Source organism: Sphingomonas sp. SDUR79, assembly GCF_056821745.1.
The window spans coordinates 1506511-1531944 of record NZ_JBPDIN010000001.1; the positions used below are offsets into that span (position 1 = coordinate 1506511).

Annotated in this window: 22 protein-coding genes; 6 read left to right on the plus strand and 16 right to left on the minus strand. The window is 65.6% G+C overall.

The genetic code is table 11. The features are described 5' to 3' along the window. Positions 1-12: 12 nt before the first annotated feature. The gene (nadA, locus tag ACRYLO_RS07270; RefSeq protein ID WP_482659543.1) at positions 13-1011 is read left to right on the plus strand and encodes a quinolinate synthase NadA; all 999 of its coding nucleotides are present in this window, start codon (positions 13-15) and stop codon (positions 1009-1011) included. Between the two features lie 3 nt (positions 1012-1014). Here the strand turns inward: nadA and ACRYLO_RS07275 are convergent, their stop codons facing one another. Continuing rightward, positions 1015-2001 (minus strand): phytanoyl-CoA dioxygenase family protein, encoded by a 987-nt coding sequence (locus ACRYLO_RS07275; RefSeq protein WP_482659544.1) that lies wholly within the window; start codon positions 1999-2001, stop codon positions 1015-1017. Positions 2002-2080: 79 nt separating this feature from the next. On the opposite strand from ACRYLO_RS07275, the gene ACRYLO_RS07280 reads away from it, so the two are divergent. Next, positions 2081-2647, plus strand: coding sequence for a Uma2 family endonuclease (locus tag ACRYLO_RS07280; RefSeq protein ID WP_482659545.1), 567 nt, complete (start codon positions 2081-2083; stop codon positions 2645-2647). 43 nt (positions 2648-2690) lie between these two features. On the opposite strand, the gene ettA is transcribed toward ACRYLO_RS07280, so the two are convergent. Both ettA and ACRYLO_RS07290 read right to left on the minus strand, forming a co-directional pair. Beyond that, entirely contained in the window at positions 2691-4370 is a 1680-nt protein-coding gene (gene ettA / locus ACRYLO_RS07285) for an energy-dependent translational throttle protein EttA (protein WP_482659546.1), read from the minus strand. 75 nt (positions 4371-4445) lie between these two features. Continuing rightward, positions 4446-4904, minus strand: a complete 459-nt coding sequence (locus ACRYLO_RS07290; RefSeq protein ID WP_482659547.1) for a hypothetical protein — start codon at positions 4902-4904, stop codon at positions 4446-4448. Between the two features lie 100 nt (positions 4905-5004). Between ACRYLO_RS07290 and ACRYLO_RS07295 the strand changes: the two genes are divergently transcribed. The 3 genes from ACRYLO_RS07295 (at position 5005) to ACRYLO_RS07305 (ending at position 7336) form a co-directional block, all read left to right on the plus strand. Beyond that, complete coding sequence (locus tag ACRYLO_RS07295; RefSeq protein ID WP_482659548.1) at positions 5005-6375, plus strand: M28 family peptidase; 1371 nt, start codon at positions 5005-5007, stop codon at positions 6373-6375. A gap of 142 nt (positions 6376-6517) precedes the next feature. After that, the gene (locus ACRYLO_RS07300; protein ID WP_482659549.1) at positions 6518-6742 is read left to right on the plus strand and encodes a hypothetical protein; all 225 of its coding nucleotides are present in this window, start codon (positions 6518-6520) and stop codon (positions 6740-6742) included. A gap of 255 nt (positions 6743-6997) precedes the next feature. Continuing rightward, on the plus strand, positions 6998-7336 hold the full coding sequence (locus ACRYLO_RS07305) for a UrcA family protein (RefSeq protein WP_482659550.1): 339 nt from the start codon (positions 6998-7000) through the stop codon (positions 7334-7336). A gap of 55 nt (positions 7337-7391) precedes the next feature. Here the strand turns inward: ACRYLO_RS07305 and ACRYLO_RS07310 are convergent, their stop codons facing one another. The 3 genes from ACRYLO_RS07310 to ACRYLO_RS07320 form a co-directional block, all read right to left on the minus strand. Further along, positions 7392-8135 (minus strand): LytR/AlgR family response regulator transcription factor, encoded by a 744-nt coding sequence (locus ACRYLO_RS07310; protein ID WP_482659551.1) that lies wholly within the window; start codon positions 8133-8135, stop codon positions 7392-7394. After that, the gene (locus ACRYLO_RS07315; protein ID WP_482659552.1) at positions 8125-9258 is read right to left on the minus strand and encodes a sensor histidine kinase; all 1134 of its coding nucleotides are present in this window, start codon (positions 9256-9258) and stop codon (positions 8125-8127) included. The genes ACRYLO_RS07310 and ACRYLO_RS07315 overlap by 11 nt, the downstream gene beginning before the upstream one ends. 121 nt (positions 9259-9379) lie before the next feature. Next, on the minus strand, positions 9380-9673 hold the full coding sequence (locus tag ACRYLO_RS07320; RefSeq protein ID WP_482659553.1) for an Hpt domain-containing protein: 294 nt from the start codon (positions 9671-9673) through the stop codon (positions 9380-9382). A gap of 81 nt (positions 9674-9754) precedes the next feature. On the opposite strand from ACRYLO_RS07320, the gene ACRYLO_RS07325 reads away from it, so the two are divergent. Beyond that, positions 9755-12052 carry a coiled-coil domain-containing protein gene (locus ACRYLO_RS07325; RefSeq protein WP_482659554.1) on the plus strand — a complete coding sequence of 766 codons (2298 nt, stop codon included), beginning with the start codon at positions 9755-9757 and terminating at the stop codon, positions 12050-12052. Positions 12053-12146: 94 nt separating this feature from the next. On the opposite strand, the gene ACRYLO_RS07330 is transcribed toward ACRYLO_RS07325, so the two are convergent. The 10 genes from ACRYLO_RS07330 to ACRYLO_RS07375 all read right to left on the minus strand — a co-directional run bounded on the left by ACRYLO_RS07330 (position 12147) and on the right by ACRYLO_RS07375 (position 25406). Beyond that, positions 12147-13313 carry a serine hydrolase domain-containing protein gene (locus tag ACRYLO_RS07330; RefSeq protein ID WP_482659555.1) on the minus strand — a complete coding sequence of 389 codons (1167 nt, stop codon included), beginning with the start codon at positions 13311-13313 and terminating at the stop codon, positions 12147-12149. Positions 13314-13326: 13 nt separating this feature from the next. Then, the gene (locus tag ACRYLO_RS07335) at positions 13327-14583 is read right to left on the minus strand and encodes a class I SAM-dependent methyltransferase (protein ID WP_482659556.1); all 1257 of its coding nucleotides are present in this window, start codon (positions 14581-14583) and stop codon (positions 13327-13329) included. 51 nt (positions 14584-14634) lie between these two features. Further along, positions 14635-16002 carry a cryptochrome/photolyase family protein gene (locus ACRYLO_RS07340; RefSeq protein ID WP_482659557.1) on the minus strand — a complete coding sequence of 456 codons (1368 nt, stop codon included), beginning with the start codon at positions 16000-16002 and terminating at the stop codon, positions 14635-14637. After that, positions 15999-16964, minus strand: coding sequence for a metal-dependent hydrolase (locus ACRYLO_RS07345; RefSeq protein ID WP_482659558.1), 966 nt, complete (start codon positions 16962-16964; stop codon positions 15999-16001). Before ACRYLO_RS07345 ends, ACRYLO_RS07340 begins: the two co-directional genes overlap by 4 nt. A 12-nt stretch (positions 16965-16976) precedes the next feature. Next, entirely contained in the window at positions 16977-18002 is a 1026-nt protein-coding gene (locus ACRYLO_RS07350) for a 2-oxoacid:ferredoxin oxidoreductase subunit beta (RefSeq protein WP_482659559.1), read from the minus strand. Continuing rightward, positions 17999-19876 (minus strand): 2-oxoacid:acceptor oxidoreductase subunit alpha, encoded by a 1878-nt coding sequence (locus ACRYLO_RS07355; RefSeq protein ID WP_482659560.1) that lies wholly within the window; start codon positions 19874-19876, stop codon positions 17999-18001. Before ACRYLO_RS07355 ends, ACRYLO_RS07350 begins: the two co-directional genes overlap by 4 nt. A 91-nt stretch (positions 19877-19967) precedes the next feature. Beyond that, a complete protein-coding gene (locus tag ACRYLO_RS07360) occupies positions 19968-20870 on the minus strand; it encodes a histone deacetylase family protein (protein ID WP_482659561.1) in 903 nt (300 codons plus the stop codon). Then, on the minus strand, positions 20867-22735 hold the full coding sequence (locus tag ACRYLO_RS07365) for an ABC-F family ATP-binding cassette domain-containing protein (RefSeq protein ID WP_482659562.1): 1869 nt from the start codon (positions 22733-22735) through the stop codon (positions 20867-20869). The genes ACRYLO_RS07360 and ACRYLO_RS07365 overlap by 4 nt, the downstream gene beginning before the upstream one ends. 135 nt (positions 22736-22870) lie before the next feature. Then, positions 22871-24040: a carboxynorspermidine decarboxylase gene (locus ACRYLO_RS07370; RefSeq protein ID WP_482661697.1), complete on the minus strand. Its 1170-nt coding sequence runs from the start codon at positions 24038-24040 to the stop codon at positions 22871-22873. Between the two features lie 160 nt (positions 24041-24200). Beyond that, on the minus strand, positions 24201-25406 hold the full coding sequence (locus tag ACRYLO_RS07375; RefSeq protein WP_482659563.1) for a saccharopine dehydrogenase family protein: 1206 nt from the start codon (positions 25404-25406) through the stop codon (positions 24201-24203). Positions 25407-25434 lie beyond the last annotated feature (28 nt).

A 25434-nucleotide genomic window follows, 5' to 3' on the forward strand; every position in this document is an offset into this window, starting at 1 on the left:
GAGGGCATCATGATGAACGCACGCACCGACCTGTCCGGCATCGACATCCGCGCCGAGATCGACCGCCTGCGCAAGGAGCGCAACGCGGTCATCCTCGCGCATTATTACCAGAAGCCGGAGATCCAGGACCTCGCCGATTTCGTCGGCGACAGCCTGGAGCTGAGCCGCAAGGCGGCGGAGACCGATGCCGAAGTCATCGCATTCTGCGGCGTGCGCTTCATGGCCGAAACGGCAAAGATCCTGTCGCCCGACAAGACCGTGATCCTGCCCGACATGAACGCCGGGTGCAGCCTGGAGGACAGCTGCCCGCCCGACCAGTTCGCCGCGTTCCGCGCGCAGCATCCCGATCACATCGCGCTGACCTACATCAACTGCTCGGTCGAGGTGAAGGCGCTCAGCGACATCATCGTCACCAGCTCGTCCGCCGAGAAGATCCTGAGCCAGATCCCACCGGAGCAGAAGATCATCTTCGGCCCCGACAAGCATCTTGGCGGCTATATCAACCGCAAGATGGGCCGCGACATGCTGCTGTGGCCGGGCGTGTGCATCGTGCATGAGGCATTCAGCGAGACCGAGTTGCTCAAGCTCAAGGCACAGCACCCGAACGCCCCCGTCGCGGCGCACCCTGAATGCCCACCGCATGTGCTCGACCATGCCGATTATGTCGGGTCTACCAGCGGCATCCTGCAATATGCCAAGGACTTCGACGGCGACACGCTGATCGTCGCGACCGAGCCGCACATCATTCACCAGATGGAAAAGGCGGTGCCGGACAAGACCTTCATTGGCGCGCCGGGTGCGGACGGCAACTGCAACTGCAACATCTGCCCGTACATGGCGCTCAACACGCTCGAGAAGCTCTACGTGGCGCTCCGCGACCTCGAACCGCGGATCGAGATTGCCGATGATATCCGGCTCAAGGCCAAGAAGAGCCTCGACCGGATGCTGGCCATGGCGAGCGGTACGGTGGGGCTGGGCGACCTGGGGCCACTGCGTGTCACCGGCGACTGAGCCTCACCGCCAGTCGCGGTGGACGGTCAGCGTGGGCGAGTAGAAGTTCACATATTGCGCCATGCGCGGCCGGTTCGACCGGTTCGGGCTGGCGCCGTGCGGCAGGTCGTGGCGCCAGATCACCAGATCCCCCGCCCCCGCCGCGACCGGCACCGCTTGCGGATCGAGATGGACCATGCGCGGGTCGGTGTCGCCGATCTCCGCCAGCCACGCATCGAGCCGGTGGTGAAAGCCGGGCAACAGCGCGAACGCCCCCTGATTTGCCGCTGTATCGGTGAGGTAGAGGATGCCCTGCGTTGCAAACGGAATCGGCGGGGCGAGGCTGACGTCCCAGTGCATTTTCGGCCCCTGAAACGGCCGACCCGGGATTTCGGGCGGGTTGAAGCTCATCCGGTCGACGATGCACCACAGGTCGCTGGTGCCCCACAACTGCGCGAACGCCTTGTGCACCCGCGGCGCGCGGCGCGCGATCTCCAGCGCCGGATCCTGAAAATGCTGGACCATGATGCCGTTGAGGTCCTGCCCGTACCAGCTCTCCGGCCGCGCCGGATCGGCATCCAGCAACCGCCACAACAGCGCCTCCACCTGCCCCGCCTCGTCACGCGAGATCGCGCCGCGCAGCGTCACCCAGCCCTCGCGCTCCCACTGCGCCAGATCGTCCGCATCCAGCACGTCCGGCATCGCGTCGATCGCATCGAGCCGCGCCTGAACCACCTCAGGCAGCGGTACCCCGTCCAGCGTCGCGTAGTAGCGCGCAACGGTCAGCGGATCGGGCCGCCCTGCCGTCGCGATCACCCAATCCTCGAACGCATCGAGTTCGGCCCGCTCCCACCCCAGATACTGGATAAGCTGCTCCAGCCCCAGCCCGAGCGTGTCGATCAACATCCGCTCGCTCTGATCCAGCCGCACAACGCGCGGCGCACGGAACGTCAGCTCCGCCCACAGCGTCTCGAAACCACGGATATCGCGAAGCCCGGCCAGGGTCTGCATCGTCGCCACCATTCCGGGCGGAGGGCAATGCGTCAATGGCGGGGATTGAGGACCACCCCATCTATGATAGGATGTCGCCATGACCGCGCAGGACGTCCTCACGACCCCGCACCGCGCCAGGCTCCGCGTGGCGGACTTTCTGTTGCTCGCGGAATCGGGCGCATTCGCCGACTATGCCCGCACCGAGTTGATCGAGGGGGAAATCTGGGTCGTGAACTCCGTCCACCGCCGCCACGCCCGCGTCCATGCGCAATTGACGATCGAGCTCGGCATCGCGCTGAAGGAGATCGAGTCCGAGTTCGTCCTATACACCGCGCCATCGACCGAGCTGTCCGACGACTCGCTTCCCGAACCCGACATCGCAATTGGCGAGGTTAGCGACGCCAAGATTTTCCCCGGTCCGGCCATGCGGATCGCGATCGAGGTATCGGACACGACGCTGGACATCGACCTTGGCCGCAAAGCGCGACTCTACGCCCGCTACGGAGTCCCCGAATATTGGGTGGCTGACGTAGAGGCGCGAACCATCCACCAAATGTGGGGGCCGCAGGGCGATCACTATGCCGAGCGCCGCACGATCACTTTCGGCCAGATCATCACGGCAGCGACGCTGCCCGACCTAACGGTTGAGACCAACTCGCTCTGATCGGTAGGAAACGGCGGCGGACCCAAGTCCGCCGCCGCCAGTTTCACCGCGTCAGCTTCTTGTACGCCAACCGCGTCGGACGATCCGCAGCATCGCCCAGACGACGCCGCTTGTCCTCTTCATACGCCTCAAAATTCCCCTCGAACCATTCGACGTGCGAATTGCCTTCGAACGCGAGGATATGCGTCGCGAGACGATCAAGGAAGAAGCGATCGTGGCTGATGACCACGGCGCAGCCGGCGAAATTCTCGATCGCCTCTTCCAGTGCACCCAGCGTTTCGACGTCGAGGTCGTTGGTCGGTTCGTCGAGCAGCAGCACGTTGCCGCCGCGCTTCAGCATCTTGGCGATGTTGACGCGGTTGCGCTCACCGCCCGACAGCTTGCCGACATTCTTCTGCTGGTCCTGGCCCTTGAAGTTGAACGCACCGACATAGGCGCGGGTCGACTGGTCGTGGCCGTTGACCTTCATGTAATCGAGGCCGTCGGAGATTTCCTCCCAGACATTGTTGGCCGGATTGAGGTGGTCGCGGCTCTGATCGACATAGCCGAGGCGGACCGTGGTCCCCATCTCGATCGTGCCGCTGTCGGGCGTTTCCTGCCCGGTGATCAGCTTGAACAGCGTCGACTTGCCCGCGCCGTTTGGCCCGATCACCCCGACGATGCCGCCCGCCGGCAGCGTGAAGGACAGGTTCTCAAACAACAGCTTGTCGCCATAGGCCTTTGACACATTGTCGAGTTCGATCACCTTGCCGCCCAGCCGCTCGGGAACCTGGATGACGATCTGGGCCTTACCCGGCGTGCGCTGCGACTGCGCTTCGACCAGCTGCTCGAACTTGGAGATACGCGCCTTGGACTTGGTCTGGCGGCCCTTCACGCCGGCGCGGATCCACTCCAGCTCGTCCTTGATCGCTTTCTGGCGGCCGGTGGCCTCGCGGTCCTCCTGCTCCAGGCGCTTGGCCTTCTTCTCCAGATAGGTCGAGTAATTGCCCTCGTACGGGAAATACTTCCCACGATCGAGCTCGAGGATCCAGTCGACCACATTGTCCAGGAAATAACGGTCGTGGGTGATCATCAGCACCGCGCCGGCATATTCCTTGAGGTGGTTTTCCAGCCACTTGACGCTTTCGGCGTCGAGATGGTTGGTCGGTTCGTCGAGCAGCAGGATCGAGGGCTTCTGGATCAGCAGCCGAGTCAGCGCCACGCGGCGCTTTTCACCGCCCGAGAGGTTCTCGACCGCCCAGTCGCCCGGCGGGCAGCGCAGCGCTTCCATCGCGATCTCGAGCTGGTTGTCGAGGCTCCAGCCATCCACCGCGTCGATCTTGGCCTGAAGATCGCCCATCTCCTCCATCAACGCGTCGAAATCGGTGTCGTCCTTGGGATCGCCCATTTCCGCGCTGATCGCGTTGAACCGCTCGACCAGATCGGCGGTCTCGCGCGCGCCGTCCTTGACGTTTTCCAGCACCGACTTGCTGGGATCGAGCTGCGGCTCCTGCTCCAGATAGCCGACGGTGATATTCTCACCCGGCCACGCCTCGCCGCTGAAATCCTTGTCGATGCCGGCCATAATCTTGATCAGGGTCGACTTGCCCGCGCCGTTCGGACCGACGATGCCGATCTTCGCGCCCTGATAGAATTGCAGGCTGATATTGCTCAGCACCGGCTTTTGCGCGCCGGGGAAGGACTTGGTCATGTCCTTCATGACATATGCGTATTGGGCGGCCACTTGTGGTCTCCGTTCGATCGAACTGGTGGGTCGGGATTTGACGCGCGATGTAGCGACGGCGCGCCCTCAAGGCAATCAGCGCAGCCAGCGGACCATTGCGGGATAGGCCGGAGCCCCCTCCGGCGCGGACAACGCACTATGCGCCATGCCCGCCGCAACCAGCTCGGGCAGGCCGATATAGAGGCCCATCGCATAGGACTGGCCAAGCATCGGTCCGCGCCCGTGATAGCCGCCCTCATGAAACACCACACCGGGGTCGATGCCCAGTTGCACCGCCGCAGCATAGGACCACGCCATCGCCGCAAGTTCGAGCGCGCGGTCGTCCGGCACGGCACCGCTTCGCGCGTCAGCCTCCAGCACCGCCAGATGCCCCGCCTCATGCAGGATGTCACCCGGCCATTGCAGGCGTGCGCGGTCCACCACCACGCCACCGCCAGCCACCGCGACAGCAGGCAGGAACGAATCGGCTGCGACCAGGTCCTCCGTGACCGGAATGCCGATCGCGCGCACGAATGCGACGATTCGGTCAAACATGTCTGACTCGCCATCCATCAGCCTGACCTACCGCAGTTTTTGTCGATCTGAAGGGTTTTCGGCCCATGACGAATGCGATTTGGGATTCTAGGAGCGGGGCATGACGCATCTCCTCACCCGCCTCGCCGCCGCAACCGCCCTGTTTGCGCTTCCTGCCACCGCCTCTGCGCAAGCAATGGACCCGGTCGCCCTGCGCGACGCCGCGCTCAAGGACGATCTGGCCTATGAGATTACCGAAGGACTGACCACCGAAGTCGGCCCGCGCCTTGCCGGGACCGAGGCGGAGGCACGGGCGCGCGCCTGGGCGCTCAAAAAGCTGACCGCCCTTGGCTTCAAGAATGTCCGGAACGAACCGTTCGAGATGAAGACCTGGGTGCGCGGCGTCGAAACGCTCGAAGTGCTCGCCCCCTTCCCCCAGCCGCTGCACCTGACCGCGCTCGGCAATTCGGGCGCGACCGGAGCAAAAGGGCTTGAAGCCGAGATCGTCTATTTCCCCGACCTCGCCGCGCTCAACACAGCGCCCGATGGCAGCCTCAAGGGCAAGATCGTCTTTGTCAGTCACGGCATGACCCGCACCCAGGACGGATCGCAATATGGCGCCTTCGGTGCCGCGCGGCGGAGCGGGCCGACCGTCGCGGCGCGCAAGGGCGCGGCGGCGATCCTGATTCGCTCGATCGGCACTGACTATCACCGCAATCCGCATACCGGCGTCACCAATTTTGCCGAGGGCGTCGCGCCGATCCCCGCAGCTGCATTATCCCTTCCGGATGCGGAGCAGCTGGAGCGCATTCTGAAGCGCGGTCAGCCGGTAAAGGTCAAGCTGACCCTGACCCCGCGCCAGATCGGCACCACCGAATCGGGTAATGTCATCGCCGAAGTCCCCGGCAGCGATCCCGCCGCCGGCATGGTCGTGGTCGCCTGTCACCTCGACAGCTGGGACCTTGGCACCGGTGCGTTCGACGACGCCACCGGCTGTGGCATCGTGGCTGCTGCCGCCAAGCGGATCATGGACGCTGGCACCCCGCGTCGCACGATCCGCATCCTGTGGGCAGGCGCCGAAGAGGTCGGCGTGTTCGGCGGAAAGGCCTATTTCGACGCGCACAAGAGCGAAAACCACGCGCTCGCCGCCGAATCGGACTTCGGGGCCGATCGCGTCTGGCGGGTCGATTTCCGACTGCCCGACAGCGCCAAGGCGGTCGGGGACCGGGTCGCCGCCGCATTGGCCCCGCTCGGTATCAGCCGCGGGCGCGACCGCGCCGGCGGCGGGGCGGATGTCGCCGCGCTGATCGCGGCGGGTGTTGCTGGGATCGACTTGCAACAGGACGGCAGCCGCTATTTCGACCTCCACCACACCCCCGACGACACGCTCGACAAGGTCGATCCGGCACAATTGCGCCAAAATGTTGCGGCATGGACCGCAATGCTCGCCGTCGTGGCCAACGCGCCTGAGGAAATCGGCCCGGTAAAGTGATGCACCGCACCATTTCGGGTGGTCGCAAACCTTGCTGAGAGATGAATTTCCATTGACGGACGCGTAACGGGCGCTATTCCGACTAACTCGCACGGCAATCGGGCCGGGGCGAACCGAAATAGCTTTGCTTGGGAGCAAACGAATGAAGAAGATTCTCATCGTCGCTGCCGCGACCGGCCTGATGTCGCTCGCTGCTTGCAACACGCCTGCTGCGAACAACACCGCCGAGAACGTCGCTGCCGGCATGGAAGCCGAAGCCGACAACATGGAAATGGTTGCCGACAACGCGACCAACGAAGTCGTCGAAGACGCGGCCGAGAACGCTGCCGACAACCTGGAAGCAGCTGCCGACAACGTCGCTGGCTAATTCCGGTTCGGCCTACCGGCTCGTTTGAGCCGGTCGAATCGAAAGGGCGTCCCTGCGGGGGCGCCCTTTTTTCTTGGGCGGTGACCGCTGCGGGGCATGTCGCCTGTCGATGATCAACGGCGTTTGATCGCCACCAACGAACCTGATCGACTGGCTCATGCCCCCAGTCGATGCGGCGTCGTCCCCATTGCGTCCCACGGCTAGCTGCGGACCTGCGTTCAGCCCCCGAACGCGTTGAACCCAAAGAGGTCCGTGATGTTCTCCACTCTGTTCCGCACGGCCGCGCTCGGCGCGGTGCTGCTCCTTTCACATCCCGCTGCGGCTACCCCGGGCAAGTCGGTGACGGTGCGCCACGCCGATCTCGACCTCACGGTCGCGGCCGGAAGACAGACGCTCGAGCGGCGCATTGCGCATGCCGCCATGGCGGCCTGCGGCGGCCGTCCCGACTATCGCAACTTGACGGAAACCCGCGCGCACAACCGTTGCGTCGCCAGCGCGCTCGAATCCGCGCGACCTTCCATCGATCTTGCCTTTCGCAGCGCGGCCACGCGCCAGCTCGCTGCCCGCGACCAAAATGTCAGAGTAGCTCCCTGACATTCCCTGCTCCGCCCGGCGAACGAGTCGGGCGGAGCCTCTTTGCGGATCGGCACTATCGGCCCGCCAGGAACGCCTTGACTGCGGCCTGATAGGTGCGTCCGATCCGCACCTGCGCATCGTCGATCAGCTCGGCGTACCACACCCCCAGCCCATCATGGCGCAACTTCACGATGCGGTCGCGCCGCACGATCACCGACCGATGCAAACGGATGAAGCGTTCCGGGTTCAACCGTCGCTCCAGCTCGCTGATCGTCTGGTGGATCAGATAGCTGCGCCCGCCGATGCTCAATCGCATATAGTCGCGCTCTGCGTCGATCCGCTCGACATCATCGGCGCGGACCCGAATCATCTCGGACCGATGCGGGACCCAGAAATCCTCGATCCAGCGGGAGGGCGGTGGTGCGGGGTCGCCGCTCCGCAGCCCCTTCGCCTCGGCCGCCCGGGCGACGGCACGCGCCAGCCGCTCGGCGCTGACTGGCTTTAGCACATAATCCACCGCCGCAACCTCGAACGCGGCCACGGCATGCTGGTCGAATGCGGTGCAGAAGATCACCGCCGGCCGGTGCAGTGCGCGCGCCAGCGACTGCGCGACCGAAATTCCGTCGCAATGCGGCATGGCGATATCGAGCAGGACCAGATCCGGCTTCAACACATCGATCAGGCGCAGCGCCGCGTCGCCATCCACCGCCGTGCCGACCAGGTCCACCTGATCCAGCCCCGCGCACAATATCTGCATCCGCTCGACCGCCAGCGGCTCGTCATCGACGATCAGCGTGCGCAGCCGCTCAGCAGCCATGGGTCGTCACCGGAACGCGGATGGTCACGGCGAACCCACCCTCGGGGCGCGGCCCGGCCTCCAGTGACGCCGCGTCGCCGAACCGCACGGTCAATCGGTCGCGAACATTTCGTAGGCCGACGCACGTGCCTTTTGCCCCTTGTACGCCTTCGCCATCGTCGATTACCGCAATCACGAGCATTGCGCCGTCGATCCGCGCGCGGACGCGGACCTCGACCGGACGACGCGCGGGCGCCACACCATGCTTGATCGCATTCTCGACCAGCGGTTGAAGCAATAGCCCGGGCACGCAGGCGCGCTCCGCCTCCGGTGCGATGTCGAACGCACTGCGCAGCCGCTGGGGAAAGCGGATCGCCTCAATGTCCAGATACAGGCGCTGCAACGCGATCTCGTCAGCCAGCGGTACGTCCTCGGTCGGCTCGGCAGACAGGCTGGTGCGGAAAAACGTCGACAGGTTGAGGATCATCGTTTCGGCATCCTCGTGCCGCCCGGCCATCACCAGCGACGAGATCGAGTTGAGCGTATTGAACAGGAAATGCGGATTCACCTGATAGCGCAGCGCGCGCAACTCCGCGGTCTGGGCCGCGGTGCGCAGCCGCGCCGCCTCCCGCTCGGACGCACGCACCGCTCCGGCATAGGACAAGGCAAGGTAGAGAATCGCCCAGGCGAGGTTGAAGAAATACCAGTGGATCGCATTGTCCGCGATTACATGGGCGGGTCCCTTCTTCTCCTCATGCGCCTCCTGCCCCTCGCGCGTCGCGGACTTCTCCGCGTCCGATTTTTCCAGTTCGGGCTTTGGATCGACGACGTAAAAGGACAGATAGTTGACCGTCGAATATGCGGTGGACGACACCGCCGCGAACAGGAATGCTGCCGCGATGCGTAACCGCAGGCTGCGCTGCTCCAGTGGACGCAGCGCCAGGTACATCAATGTCGTGAAGCCAATCCCGAACAACGACACCCAAGCACGGTTGTCGAGCATTACCCAGTGATCCGGGTAATCCATGATCCAGGCGCGCAGCGTGACGCTGACATAATAAAACGCCCAGAAGCCGATGATCGACAGCACCGCAACGCGCGGCGAGACCGTGAATTGGGAGGGCGCGTGCGGGTGACTGGCCATCACGTCATCTAACGTGATCGCCCCTTCCGATACCACTAACGCAAGGCGCGTTGGTCGAAGCGGATAGGTCGTCCGTCGAAAGCCGGTTTGTACGCGGCGCACATCGCGCACCGCTGCCCGATCAGAGCCGTTCCACCGCGCGCTCGAGCTTGCGCAGCACCGCGCGGTCGCCGGCGGGCGCATCCGCCGCGTCCTGTGCCAGCGCCATCAGGCGGATCGCGCCAAAGCTCGCCGCCAATCCCTTGAGCCGCAGCGCGGCACCACGCCAAGCCTCGGGATCATCGGCCTTCGCCAACCCTTCCAGCGCGCGCTTCGCGCTTTCGAGGAACGCCCCGCGAAGTTCCGCGATCAGCCCGGGCTCATCGCCCACCGCCGCCGCCAGAGTCGCATCGATTGCACCGGGATCATACGCCATGCCTGACTCTAGATTCGGCGTGCTTAATGAGTGGTTTCACAATGCTAGGCGGCGATGGTGCGATTGTGCTAAACCGGGACGATGAACGGGGGAACGAACAAGATGGGGCCGCGTCCGCTCGACGATGCGGATGACGAACTGCTGCTCGTCGAAGAGGCGCCTGAACCGATCATGGGCACGCCCGCGACGGATGTTGCGGATGAAGACGAGCCACCGGCGCTGCGTACGCCTTGGCTCGCCGCGACCTTCGCCATCGGGCTGGTCGTCGCCTGGATCGGTGTGGCCGGCTGGTTGCTGCAGCCGCTATTCGCCGCGCCGCCACCTCCTGCCCAGCTTGTTCAGTTGATCGCGGCGCTGTGCGTGCCGCCGGCGCTGATCGGCATCCTGTGGCTGCTCGCCCAGCGCAACAGCGCGGCGGAAGCGCGCCGCTTCGGCCAGACCGCCCGCGCCATGCGGGCCGAAGCCGCGAGCCTGGAGCGCGTCGTCGCCACCCTGTCGCGCAAGATCGAGGCGAACCGAGCGGAGCTCGCCGATCAGACCACAGCACTGATGGCGATGGGCGACCGCGCCGCCGAACGGCTTCAGGCGATCTCCAACGGCATGGCCGCCGAAGCCCGCGCCGTGTCCGACAGCGCACAGAAACTGGTCGACAGCAGCGCCACCGCCGAAAAGAGCGTGGGGATCGTTCTCTCCTCACTACCGCGCGCGCATGAGGAAATGACCGGCATGGCCGCGACGCTCGACGCCGCGGGTATGAAGGCCAGCGAACATGCCTCCGCACTCGACGCGCAGCTCGCCGCGCTCGGCGAGCGCGGGCGTGAGGCGGACAACATCGCCGGTGGCGCCGCCCAGCGCCTCGCCGCACACATCGCCCGCATGGAAGCGACCAGCGAGAATGCCGGCACCAAGCTGGAGGGCGTCGCCGCCAGCATGTCCGAAACCGTCGACGCAATGCTCGACCGCGCCGCCGCTGCTGTGGACGAGGCGCGCAAGGGCATTGCCGCCCAAGGCGAAGCGATGCTCGCCATGCTCGCCGCCAACCAAGCCTCGCTCGACAAGGCCGGGCGCGACAGCATCGATACGGTCGGCGCACGCATCGGTGAGGTCGAGGAGACGATCGGCCGTATCGCCGACCGGCTGGGCGAGGAACAGACCCGCGTCGACATCCTCCTCGCCTCGGTCACCGGCGGTATCGCCCAGGCCGATGGCCAGCTCGCATCGCTCCACAGCCACGGCATGGAACGCACCCAGGCGCTTGCCGCGTCGATCAGCGCGCTCGACAGCTCGGCGAGCGCCATGACCGAAACGCTGCGCGACGGCGACGCCACCGCCCGCCGCGTCATCGCGACCGCCGAAGAACTGCTCACCGCGCTCGACGCCTCCGCCCGCGAGATGGACGAGACGATGCCCGAGGCGCTGGTGCGGCTGGAGGAACGGATCGGCGCGACGCGCGGCGTCATCGCCGCGTCGAAGCCCGAACTGCTCGCTTTGGTCACCGCTGCCGAAAGCACCCATGACGCGATCGAAGCCATTGCCGACGTTGTCCGCACCCAGCGCGACATGCTCGCCAAGACCCAGGCGTCGCTGCTCGAATCGCTCGAAGACGGTCAGGCCAAGACTGCCCAGTTGGAGGATGTCGTCGATCGCGCCATCGCCAATGCGCGCCGCTTCGCCGAGGACGCCGCACCCCAGCTGGTCGATGCGCTGCTCCGCATCCGCGAAACCGCCAACGCGGCGTCCGATCAGGCTCGCGCCGCGCTCGCCAGCATCGTACCGGAGGCGACCCGTCAGCTTGAAGACGCTGGCTCCGCCGCACTGCGCCGTGCGCTCGACGCGAGCGTGCGCACCCAGTTGATCGAGCTGGGCGAAGTGACTCAGGGCGCGGTCAACGCCGCCGCGCGCGCCAGCGAACGGCTCGCACAGCAGATGCTGTCGATCCACGACGCATCGGCTCAGGTCGAGGCGCGGATCGACGAAGCCCGTGCCGAACGCGAAAACGCCGATCGCGACAATTTCGCCCGCCGCGTGTCGCTGTTGGTCGAAGCGCTCAACTCCGCCTCGATCGACATCTCCAAGGCGTTCGCGCACGAAGTGTCCGACAGCGCCTGGGCGGCCTATCTGAAGGGCGACCGCGGCGTCTTCACGCGCCGCGCCGTCCGCCTGCTCGACAGCGGCCAGGCCCGCGAAGTGTCGTCGCTTTACGAAGGGGACCCCGACTTCCGCGAGCAGGTCAACCGCTACATCCACGATTTCGAAGCGATGCTGCGTCAGGTCCTTGCCCTGCGCGACGGGGCGCCACTGGGCGTGACGTTGCTCTCGTCCGACATGGGCAAGCTCTATGTCGCACTGGCACAGGCGATCGAACGGCTGCGGGGATAGTCCTCACAGCCGCTTGCCCTGAGCCTGTCGAAGGGCGAAATACACAGCTGTCAGGAGCAGCCCTTCGACAGGCTCAGGGCAAGCGGCGAGAGACTTACTCCTTCGCCGCCGCCTGCACCTTCATCGCAAACGCCATCCGCTCCTGCGCCAGCGCCCGGTCGCTTGCACGCGGCCAGGCGGCACTGGTGACCATCACCAGCTTGTTCGCCGGATCGACGATGATCGATTGCCCGAAAATGCCCTGAGCCGCGAACACTCCGCCCGCCGGGACCCACCATTGATAGCCATAGCCGCCGCCGGGGAAGCTCACCTGCGCCTTGGTCGCGTCGGCGAACCAGCCGGCGGGAACGATGCCCTTCCCGCCCTCCAGCGCCATCTGCCCGATCCGCCCATAATCGCGCAGCGACACCGACAGGCAGCATCCCGACACTTCCGCCCCGGTCTGGTCGGTCATCCAGAACGCATCGCGCTCCATGCCGTACGGCTTCCAGATCTTCTCTTCGAGATAGGCCGAGAGCGTCTTGCCCGTCGCGCGGCGCACCAGCACGCCGATCAGATTGGTCTCGCCGGTCTTGTAGACAAACTTCACCCCCGGATCGCTCTCGCGCGGCAGCTTGCGCATGTAGAAGACGGTCGGGTCCTGCCCGGCCGGCACCGCTTCGGCGAACATCCGCGCCACATCGCTATTGGGGTTGGTGTAATCCTCGTTCCACTTCACACCCGACGTCATCGTCAGCAGCTGGCGGATCGTCACTCCGTCATAGCCCGCCCCGGCGAGATCGGGGATGTAGCGGGTGACAGGATCGTCGATCGACTTGATATAGCCATCCTTGATCGCCGCACCGACCAGTGTCGACGTCACCGACTTGGCGACCGAAAAGCTGGTCCAGCGCCCCTCCGGCCCATAGCCGCGGGCATACCGCTCCAGTCGCACCTTGCCGTCCTGCAGCACCAGCAGCCCGGTGACATTTTGCGCGGCCATGAACGCTGACACATCCGCCTCAGCGATCGGCAGCGGCACGCCCTTGGGCAGCGCGCGGACCTTGCGCCCGGCCTTGGCGGTGGTGCCGGGGAAGATCGTCTCCATCGCCGGGAAGTTCTTGAACCGCTCCTCCTGCGACCAGAACAGCACGGCGGCACCGACCTGACGCAGCTTCGCGACATCCTGCGGCGCGACCTGTACGGCCGGCGGCGGCGTTCCTGCACCCGCTGCGCAGCCCGCCAATGCCAGCGCGCTGAGCGCTACTCCCCATGCCCGCATCATCGCTCTCCCTTTAGTCTTTTATCAGCGTGACTTGCGCGACATGGATGCCCCTGCCGCGAAACCCGCCTTCGCAATACATCAGGTAATAGCGCCACAGATCGACGAAATGGGAATCAAATTCGGCGGGCAGCCGCCTCTCCGCCACCGCCGCGTCAAACGCCTCCCGCCACAGCTTCAGCGTATCGGCATAATCGACGCCGAAATTGTGCTGATCGGCCCAGCGCAATCCCTGCGCCTGCGCCATCGCGCGGAACCTGCTCTCGGAAAGCAGCATCCCGCCCGGAAACACATAGGCCTGGATGAAATCGACGTTGCGCGCATAGGCGTCGAAGATCGCGTCATCGATCGCGATATACTGGATCGCCGCGCGCCCGCCGGGCTTCAGCACCCGCGCGATCGTCGCCAGATAGGCGGGCCAATAGTCCTGACCGACCGCCTCGACCATCTCGATGCTCGCCACCGCGTCGAACACTCCGGTGACATCGCGATAATCGGTCAGGCCGACAGTGACGCCCTCCAGCCCCGCCCGCGCCATCCGCGCCTCGACATAGGCCTTCTGCTCCGCCGACAGCGTGATGCCGTGCACCTGTCGCCCGCCACGCGCGGCCAGCTCCGCGAACGAACCCCAGCCACACCCGATCTCGAGAATGCGGTCCCCCGGCCCGGTCCCGGTCCGCTCCAGCACCGCCGCCAGCTTCGCCGCCTGCCCCTGCGCCAGCGACGCCACGCCGGGGGCGAACAGCGCGCTCGAATAGGTCATGCTCGCGTCCAGCCACGGCGCGTAGAAGTCGTTCCCCAGATCGTAATGATAAGCGATGTTGCGCCGCGATCCCTTGCGCGAATTGCGCTGGAACCAGTGCCACACCCGCTTGGCAATCCGCCCCACACCCCCTGCGCGTCCGGCATCGCCCAACGTCGCGCGGTTGCGCACGAACAGGTCGAACAGCGGCACCGGATCGGGGCTGGTCCACTCACCCGCCGCCCACGCCTCATACCAGCCCGCCGACCCGCCGGTCGCCAACCGCCACAGCGCGCGCCAGCTGCGGATCACCACCACCGCCTCCGGCCCCGGCGCCCGCCCGCCGAGCCGCCGCTGCATGCCGCCGGGCAAGGTCGCCGCTATCGCACCCTCGGCCAGCCCCGCATCGATCCGGTCGAGCAGCCGGTGGAGCCACGGCTCCGCCACCCCCGCAATCAGCGCGCTCGCCGTGCCACGGAGGTGCGCTCCGTCACGACGGCCACGGTTGCGGGTATGGGTCTGGTTCACGCGCGCAACAACCACGGCCAACACGAGTCGGGCAAGGTGCAATCGGCCGGATTAAATCCCCCGCACCGCCGCCAGCGCCCGTTCGCGCGCTTCGCGATGCCCGATGATCTTGCGCGGATAGTCGCTCGGCCGCCGCCCATGTTCTTCCGGATCGTGGATCACATCGTCATGCAGCCGGGCCAGTTCCGGCACCCACTCACGGATATAGCCCGCCGCATCGAACTTCTCCGACTGCGACAGCGGCGCCATGATCCGCACGAACATGTTCGAATCGATGCCCGTCCCCGACACCCATTGCCAGTTCACCGCATTGCTCGCGTAATCGGCATCGGCCAGCGTATCCCAGAACCAGCGCTCCCCCGCGCGCCAGTCGATCAGCAGATGCTTGATCAGGAAACTCGCCGCGATCATCCGCACGCGATTGTGCATCCACCCGGTCGCCCATAGCTGCCGCATCCCGGCATCGACAATCGGGTAACCCGTCCGCCCCTTGGTCCAAGCGTCGAAATCCGCGCGGACTGCGGTAGACCCGGTGTCACGCCATGGGATTGCGTCGAACTTCTCCCGCGCATTCTTTGCGGCATAATCGGGGAATTGCAGGATCACATTCTGCGCATAATCGCGCCACCCGATCTCGCTCAGGAACACGTCCACCGACCCGCCCGCATCGGCAACCCGGTGCCACACATAGGCCGGCGATACCTCGCCGAAATGCAAGTGGGGGCTAAGCCGCGAGCTGCCCTCGATCGACGGCAGGTTGCGCGTGCGGTCATAGCCCGCCGCCTTGTCGACAAAGGCATCAACCCGCTTGCGCGCACCCGCCTCGCCCGGCTCCCACTCGGCAAAGCCCGTCGCCCAGTCGGGCTTAGTCGGCAGCAGCCCCCAATCCTCCAGCCGGTCCGACTTCGGCCAGCTCGACGGCGCAGGAATGTCGCGCGGCCGGTTCACCGGAGGGGCCGGCGGCATTCGCCCCTGCAACGCCCGCCAGAACGGCGTGAAAATCTTGTACGGCTCGCCCGACCCCGTCGTCACCGATCCCGGCGGGGCGAGGTAATTGCCGTCATGGCACACCAGTTCCAGCTGCTTCGCCACCGCCCGCTCGGCATTGCGCCACCACGGCTCATAATGCCGGATGCAATGGACTCGCTTCGTCCCGACTTCCTCCGCCAGCGTCGCCAGCACCGCATCGCACTTGCCCCGCCGCAGGATCAGCCGCGCCCCCTTCTCCCGCAGCGCCGCGTCGAGGCTGGCCAGGCTATGGTGCAGCCACCAGCGCGACGCCCCGCCCATGGCGCGATGCTTGGGCGTCTCGTCGTCCAGGATATAGACCGGCACCACCGGCCCCTCCCCCGCCGCGGCGATGAGCGCCGCCTGATCCGACAGTCTCAGGTCACGGCGAAACCACAGGATGCTCGTCATTCAGTTTCCCTGTCGGGCGGGATGCGGACGCTGAACCGTCCGCGCGCCAGCTCGTTTCCGAAGCGCTGGTCGCCGATGACGATGCTGTCATCCGCGCGCAGCTCTGCAAAGGGCATGCGCGACCAGAACAGGAATGCGCGAACTTCGGGGTCGCGCGCCGCCGCCGCCGCGATGCGCGGATCGTCCATCCCGATCGGCAGCGGCCCGCGCTCCGGCTCGGCGAACAGGCTGGGCAGCACGCCACCGGTCAGGTTCAGCGACCCGCTCCCGCGCTGCCCCTCCCCACGCCACAGCGTCTCGCGTTGCCAGAAGGCGATAGGCACCGGGTTGGCGACCACCAGTTCGGGCGTGATGCCATAGTCCGCCCGCACCCGCTCTGCCGTCTGCGCTTCGGCGAGGCCCGTCAGCACGCCATTGCCCAGGATATAGGCGCTGATCGCCACCACCACGATCCCGCCGCGCCGCCGCCAGTCACCCCCGCGCCGCTCGGCCCGGCGTGACCACAGGAAGCCGCCAATCAGCATCGCCCACATCCACACATCGATGATGAAGATGCTGTCGCCATAGAACCAGCGCGACGAAAACGGTTCGAGCAACCGAACGCCATAGCTGTTGAGCCAGTCGAACGCCGGATGGCTGAGCGTCCCGATGAACGCCAGCAGCAACAAATGCCACGGCCGCACCGGCGCGCGCGCCTCGGGCCGCTTGCCCCGCCGCGCCTGCCACCGGTCGAACCCGACCATGATCGCGGTCAACAGCACCGGCAGCACCAGCATCGCGATCGGCCCATGCGTCAGCCCGCGCCGCATCTCCAGTGACTGGATGCCGTAAACGGTGCACGCCGCGTCCAGATCGGGGATGTTCGCCGCGATGATCAGCGTCGGCATGCCCAGGCCCGACAGCTTCTTGAGCCCCGCCTGCCCCAGCGCAGCACCGATCATGCTGTGTGTTAGGTTATCCATAAGGCAGGTGCCCTATGCTTCGCGGGGTTCCTTGTCGACCTGCCAGGTTTGGCCCTTGCTGACGAGCTTTTGCAGGTCCGGAACCTTGCCCTCGCTCGCCGCGCGGTTCTGCGCCACCACCGCGCTTTCAAACGTCGGCGCGGGATCGTCATAGATCACGCCCAGTGCCATCGGGAACGGCCCGAACGGCATCTCGACCAGCATGTGCGCAAGCCCGCGATTGGTCTGGTCGTGCACCACCACGCCCGACACATCGCCATCGACGATGTCGACCACCTTCAGCGTCAGCCGCTCGACATCCAGCGCCAGCCCCTTGGTCCCGCCCGCGAATACCAGCGGCTTGCCATGCTCGACCCACAGCTGATGCCCGGCATTGGCCTTGTCCACGAACGACGCGAACACATCGGCGTTGTAGACGATGCAATTCTGGAAAATCTCGACGAACGCCGCGCCCTTGTGCGCATGCGCCGCCTTGAGCACCACAGGCAGATTCTTGTTCACGTCGATCCCGCGCGCAATGAACCGCGCGCCCGATCCGAGCGCAAAGGCGCAGGGCTTGGCGGGGTGGTCCACCGACCCGAACGGCGTGGAGGGCGACCGCGTCCCCTCCCGGCTGGTCGGCGAATATTGGCCTTTGGTCAGGCCGTAAATCTCGTTGTTGAACAACAGGATCTGGCAATCGAGGTTGCGTCGCAGCAGGTGCATCGTGTGATTGCCACCGATGCTCAGCCCATCGCCATCCCCGGTGATGATCCACACATCCAGGTCCGGATTTGCCAGCTTCACCCCCGTCGCCACCGCCGGCGCACGCCCATGGATGGTGTGGAAGCCATAGGTTTCCATATAATAGGGAAAGCGCGACGAGCAGCCGATGCCGCTGACGAACACCGTCTTCTCAGGCGTCGCGCCGATCTCCGGCATCGTCCGCTGCACCGCCTTCAGGATCGCATAGTCGCCGCAGCCGGGGCACCAGCGGACCTCCTGATCGGTCTCCCAGTCCTTCGGCGTCGACGGGCGGATGGTGGTGATCTCGTTCATGCCAAAGCCTCCTCGATCGCCGCCTCGATCTCATGGATCCGGAACGGCTGCCCCGACACCTTGTTCAACGGCCGCGCATCGACCAAGAACTGATCCCGCAGCACCGTCTTCAACTGCCCGGTGTTCATCTCGGGCACGAGCACCTTCTCGTAACTCTTGAGCAAATCACCCAAATTCCCCGGCATCGGCCAGATATGGCGGATATGGATGTGGCTGACGTCCAGCCCCTTGCGCCGCGCGCGCCGCACCGCCTGGGTGATCGGGCCATAGGTCGATCCCCAACCGACGACGACCAGCTTCCCGCCCGGCGCGCCCTGCTCCACCACCTGATCCGGGACATCGATCCCCGCCACCTTGTCACGGCGGATATTGGTCATCGCCTGATGATTGTCGGCCGAATAATCGAGATTGCCCGTGTTCAGCTGCTTCTCGATCCCGCCGATGCGGTGAAGCAGGCCCGGCGTCCCCGGCTTTACCCATGGCCGCGCCAGCTTTTCATCGCGGGCATAGGGTTGAAACTTCTCCCCCTCACCCGGCGCATCGGTTTTGAACGTCACCGGGAACGGCGCATAGCCGCTCATGTCCGGCACCTTCCACGGCTCGGCGGCATTGGCGATATAGCCGTCGGTCAGGATCATCACCGGCGTCATATATTGCGTCGCGATCCGCACCGCTTCGATCGCCACGTCGAAGCAATCGGCGGCGGAGCGCGTCGCGATCACCGGCATCGGCGCATCGCCATTGCGGCCATAGACCGCCTGATACAGGTCCGACTGCTCGGTCTTGGTGGGAAGGCCCGTGGATGGCCCGCCACGCTGCGAATTGACGATGATCAGCGGCAGCTCGGTCATGATCGCGAGGCCCATCGCCTCGCCCTTCAGCGCGATGCCCGGCCCCGAGGATGAGGTGACGCCCAACTGCCCGGCATAGGACGCGCCCAGCGCCGACGCGATTGCCGCAATCTCGTCCTCCGCCTGGAAGGTGGTGACCCCGAACTCCTTCAACCGGCTGAGATAATGCAGGATCGCCGACGCCGGCGTGATCGGATAGCCGCCAAAGAACATCGGCAGCCCGGCCAGCTGCGCCCCCGCGACCAGTCCCATCGAAATCGCTTCGGCCCCCGTCACCGTGCGGTACAGCCCCGGCTCGACCGGCGCGGCGGGAACATGGACCTGCGCAATGCCCAGCGCGCCCAGCTCCGCCGTCTCGCCATAGGCATGGCCTGCATTGAGCGCGGCAATATTCGCCTCGGCCAGCTCCGGCGCCTTGGCGAATTTGGTCTTGAGCCAGTCGATCAGCGGCCCGCGCTCACGGTCGAACATCCACAACGCCAGCCCCAGCGTCCACATATTCTTGCAGCGCAGCGCTTCCTTGTTGCCAAGCCCGAACGGCTTCACGGCATCCAGCGTCAGCTGCGAGATGTTGAGCTTGAGCAGCTGCCATTTGGCGAGGCTGTCGTCCTCCAGCGGGTTCGCGGCGTATTTCGCCTTGTCGAGGTTGCGTTTGTTGAACTCGCCTTCGTCCGCGATGATCAGCCCGCCGGGCTTGAGATCGCCGACATTGGTCTTGAGCGCCGCCGGGTTCATCGCGACCAGCACATCGGGCGCATCGCCCGCCGTCTCGATCGCCGCCGACCCGAAATTGATCTGAAAGGCGGAGACCCCGAACAACGTCCCCTGCGGCGCGCGGATTTCGGCGGGGAAGTCGGGGAAGGTGGCGAGATCATTGCCCGCCAGCGCGGTCGACAGGGTGAATTGCCCCCCGGTCAACTGCATCCCGTCACCGGAGTCGCCAGCAAATCGGACGACGACCGCCTCGGGTGGCGGATTGGCGGAAGCCTCTTCGGGCGTGACCTGATGGGCGGCAGTGGCCATTCAGTCTCTTCCTGCAATGTCCCACCCTCTTACGCCTCGGGGTGGGTTGCATGGAAGGTAGAAGGATGGTGCGCGGTTGCAACCGCTTCTTTTAGGGGGCGCCGCCCAGCGCCAGGATCGACGCGACATGCCGCGCCGACACCTCCAACGCATCGACGCCATAGCCGCCACCCAATGCGCTCGCGAGCGGCAGGCCGCGCCGCAGCGCGAGTGTCGCGATCCATGAGTCGCGCACGATCAACCCTTCCAGGCTCAGCGCCAGCCGCCCGAGCCGGTCGCCCTCCCATGGATCAACCCCGGCCTGATACAGCAGGATCGTTGGCTCGAACGCGTCGACCAGCCCCGGCAACGTCGTGGTCAGCGCGTCCATATAGCCCGCATCATCCACCGCATCGGGCAGCGCGACATCGAGCGTCGATCGCGCCTTGCGCACCGGGAAGTTCTTGTCGGCATGGATCGAATAGGTCGCAATATCGGTGCGCCCGGCGGTCAGCGCCGCAGTGCCGTCGCCCTGATGCACATCGCAATCGACGATCAGCACCCGCTCCCCCTCCTCCGCCAGCCGGTGCGCGGCAATGGCGAGGTCGTTGAAGACGCAGAACCCCGCCCCCGTCGCGTGCAGCGCATGATGGCTGCCCCCCGCGGTATTTGCGGCAAAGCCCCGCTGCTGCGCGATCTTCGCCGCCGCATAGGTGCCACCCGGCACGGCCAGCGCCCGCGCCGCTACCTCGGGCGTCACTGGAAAGCCGATGCGCCGCTCCTTTTCGCGCGGCACACGGCTCTCGATCACCTCGGCGACATAATCGGGATCATGCACCGCCTCGATCCAGTCACGCGGCATCGGCTCAGGCTCATGCCATTCCAGCGCCTCGCCCAGATCGCGCAACAGGTCGCGAACGAGGCCGTTCTTGTTCCACTGATACTGGCTGCGCGCAGGGGCCGGCGCGACGTAAAGTGGATGGTGGACGACAGCGATGGCCGTCCCGCTACTCACGCCGCCAGCGTCTCCAGCGCCTCCTGCGCCTCCAACCACGTCACTTCCGCCGCCTCGATCGCCTTCACCACCACGCCGCGCTGTTTCATCAGCTCGGTCATGGTCAGCTTGGTGAACTCGGGCGCAGCGCTCGACGGGTCGAACATCGCCCGGTCGATCGCGCTCAGCTTTTCCTGAAGCTTGGCCAACTCCGCCTCCGCCGCCTTGGCGGCCTTGCGCATCGCATTGCCCTTTTCGCGCGCCTCGGCTGCCTCACGCCGCGCATCTTTGCGGTTGACCCCGCCCTTCGCGCCCTCAGCCTTGGGCTCCTTGGCGAGCACGAAGGCGATGTAATCCTCGATGCTCCCGTCGAACGGCTTGGCGGTCCCGCCATCGACCAGCACCAGCCGGTCGGCGGTCATCTCGATCATATGCCGGTCATGGCTGACGATCACGACACAGCCCTGATAGGCGGTCAGCGCCTGGATCAGCGCCTCACGCGAGTCGACATCCAAATGGTTGGTCGGCTCGTCGAGGATCAGCATGTGCGGCGCGTCGCGGGTGATCAGCGCCAGCGCCAGCCGCGCGCGCTCGCCGCCCGACAGCTTGCCGACCTTGGTCATCGCCTTGTCGCCGGCAAAGCCAAACCGACCGAGCTGGCCGCGCACTGCCGACGGCTTCTCGCCATCCATCAGCCGTTGCATATGGTCGAACGGCGTCTCGTCGCTGTGCAGCTCCTCGACCTGATACTGGGTGAAATAGCCCACCCGCATCTTCGCCGACGCCGCCTTCTCGCCCTCGATCGGGGTCAGTTGCGCCGCCAGCAGCCGCGCCAGCGTCGTCTTGCCGTTGCCGTTGCGCCCGAGCAGCGCGATGCGGTCGTCCGGATCGATCCGCAGGTTCAGCCGCGACAGGATCGGCGTTCCGTCATAGCCGACACTGGCATGGTCGAGCGTGATCAGCGGCGGGCGCAGCTGGTCGGGATCGGGAAAGCCGAACGCCAGCGTCGGATCGTCCATGACCGCCGCAATCGGCTGCATCTTCGCCAGCGCCTTGGCACGCGACTGCGCCTGTTTGGCGGTCGATGCGCGGGCCGAGTTGCGCGCGACGAAATCCTGCAGCTTCGCGCGCTCCGCCATCTGTTTTTCGCGCGCGGCCGCTTGCTGCGCCTGTCGCTCGGCGCGCTGGCGTTCGAACGCGTCATATCCGCCGGGATAGAGCGTGAGCTTGCCCCGCTCGAGGTGCAGGATATGGTCGACGACGTTGTTCAGGAAATCCCGCTCATGGCTGACGATCACGATCGTCGCGGGGTAGGAGATCAAGAAATCCTCAAGCCACAGCACCGCTTCAAGGTCGAGGTGGTTCGACGGCTCGTCGAGCAGCAGCAGGTCCGGCTGGCTGAACAGCAATGCCGCCAGCGCAACGCGCATCCGCCACCCACCCGAGAAGCTGTCGAGCGGACGATGCTGCGCCTCCTCGTCAAACCCCAGACCGACCAGAATCCGCGCTGCCCGCGATGGCGCGGTATAGGCGTCGATCGCGCCCAGCCGCTCATGAATCTCGCCCAGCCGGTGCGGATCCTCAAGGCCCTCCGCCTCCGCCATCAACGCCGCGCGCTCGACATCGGCTTCCAGCACCGTCTCGAACGGCGTCGTCTTGCCCGCCGGAGCCTCCTGCGCGACATAGCCCAGGCGCGCACCGCGCGGCATGTCGGCGCTGCCCTCGTCCGGGTCGATCATCCCGGCGATGACCTTGACCAGCGTCGACTTGCCCGCGCCGTTGCGCCCGATCAGGCCAATGCGCCCCTTCGGCGGCAACGCCGCGCTCGCACGGTCGATGATAACGCGGCCACCAAGGCGCACGGTGATTCCGGAAAGATTCAACATGACTCGCTCACAAAATGCCTCGTCGCCCCGGCGGAGGCCGGGGCCGCCATGTGGTAAGCGCTGCGCCCAAAACGGGGCGGCCCCGGCCTGCGCCGGGGCGACGGATTTGCGGCGGCCCTAACACCGCCACCCGATTCAGGAAAGCCGCCCCTCGAAATCCGCATAGCCGAACGACTTCACGATCCGCAGATCGTCAGTCCGGCTGTCCCACAGCGCGATGCTCGGCAGCGGCACGCCGTTGAAGGTCGTCGTCTTGACCATCGAATAATGCGCCTGATCGAGGAACGCGAAGCGCTGCCCCGGCACCGGCCATTCCGGAAAGCGGAAATCGCCCAGGATATCGCCGGCGAGGCACGACGGCCCGCCCAGCCGCACCAGCACATCGCCCTCCTCGCCCAGCATCGCGGGGCGATAGGGTGCCTCGATCACATCGGGCATGTGACAGGTGGCGGAGATATCAACGACTCCGATCGGCATGCCGTTGGTGAAGACATCGACGAACTCGCCGACCAGAATTCCGGTATCCAGCGCGATCGCCTCGCCCGGCTCGAGGATGACCTCAAGGCCTGTCTCGTCACGCACCTGCTTGAGGAAGTCGACCAGATCGTCGCGCTGATAATCGGCGCGGGTGATATGATGCCCGCCCCCGAAATTGAGCCATTTCAGCTGCCCCAGATAGGGCGCGATCCGCGGCTTCAGTGCCTCCCATGTCCGGCGCAGCGGCGGGAAATCCTGTTCGCACAGCGAGTGGACATGAATACCATCCACGCCCTCCAGATGCTCCGCCTTCAGCTGGTCGGCGGGAAAGCCAAGCCGCGAGTGCGGCTGGGCGGGGTCGTATTTCTGGACCTCACCCTCGCTGTGCATCGGGTTCAGGCGCAGCCCGACTTCGAACGTCTCGCCCCGCGCCCGCGCCGCCGCCAGTTCGCTCTTCATCGCCGCATGCTGGAACGGCGTGTTGAAGATCACATGATCGGAAATCGCGCAGATTTCCGCCATGTCGGACTTTTTATAGCCCGAGCAATAGGTCGCGATCTCGCCATGATAATGGTCCCGCGCGAGCCGCGACTCATACAGGCCCGACGTCGCGACGCCGTCCAGATAGCGCCCAACCAGATCGCCCAGCGACCACATCGAAAACGCCTTGAGCGCCAGCAGGATCTTCACCCCCGCGCGATCCCGCACATCGGCGATGGTCTTGAGGTTCCGCTCCACCGCCGCCGCATCGACGACGAAACACGGCGATGGCACGCGGCTCAGGTCAAACCCGGCAAACGCGCCCGGATCCCCGGCCTTGGTGGACATGACGGGCGACGCTGCACGGGTATCGGCCAAGGGACTAAACTCCGTTTGCCCTGAGCTTGTCGAAGGGCGGTCTTGTATCTGGAAAAAGGGAGCGGTGCTTCGACGACCCCGGATCAAGTCCAGGACAAACGAAAGAAGGGAGCCGAAGCCCCCTTCCCCATCAGAACTTCAGCGGCTCGGGCAGCTCATGCACCTGCCACGGCAGGCCATGCTGGTTCAGCATGTCCATGAAGGGATCGGGATCGAACTGCTCCATGTTGAACACGCCTTCGCCCCGCCACTGGCCATTGAGCATCAGCGCCGCGCCGATCATCGCCGGAACGCCGGTGGTGTAGCTCACCGCCTGGTTGCCCGTCTCCTCGAACGCATCCTCGTGGTCGCAGACATTGTAAACGTAGAAGGTCTTCTCTTCCCCGTCCTTCATGCCGGTCGCGATGTCGCCGATATTGGTCTTGCCCTTGGTCGTGGTGCCGAGCGTCGATGGCTCGGGCAGCACAGCCTTCAGGAACTGCAGCGGCACGATCTCGCGGCCTTCGTACATGATCGGCTCGATCGAGGTCAGGCCGACATTCTGCAGCACGCGCAGATGCGTCAGATACTGTTCGCCGAACGTCATCCAGAAGCGCGCGCGCTCCATTTCGGGGATGAACTTGGCCAGGCTCTCCAGCTCCTCATGGTACATGAGGTACATGTTCTTCGCGCCGACCTGATCGAACTCGAACACCTGCCGCGTCGACAGCGCCGGGGTCTCGACCCATTCGCCATTCTCCCAGTGCCGCGCGGGCGCGGTGATCTCGCGGATGTTGATCTCGGGGTTGAAGTTGGTCGCGAAATGCTGGCCGTGATCGCCGCCATTGCAGTCGAGAATGTCGAGCGTGCGGATCGTGTCGAGCAGATGCTTCTTGATGTACATCGCGAACACGCTGGTCACGCCCGGATCGAAACCCGAACCCAGCAGCGCCATCAGCCCCGCATTCTTGAAGCGGTCCTGATAATCCCACTGCCAGCCATAATGGAACCGCGCCTCATCGCGCGGCTCGTAGTTCGCGGTGTCGAGATAGTCGGTGCCGGTGTTCAGGCACGCGTCCATCAGGTTCAGGTCCTGATAGGGCAGTGCAAGGTTGACCAGCAGGTTCGGCTTAACCTGCTCGATCAGCTTCGACGTCGCCGCGACGTCGTCGGCATCGACCTGCGCGGTGTCGATCGTGACGCCAAAGCGCTCCTTGACCGATTCGGCGATCGCATCGCACTTGAACTGGCGGCGGCTGGCGAGCGTGATCTTGCCGAACAGCTCGGGATTCTTCGCCATCTTGTGCACCGCGACCGACGAAACGCCGCCTGCGCCGATTACGAGAACGTCCTTCACGCCTTGTCCTTCCTCTAATGTCCCGGGG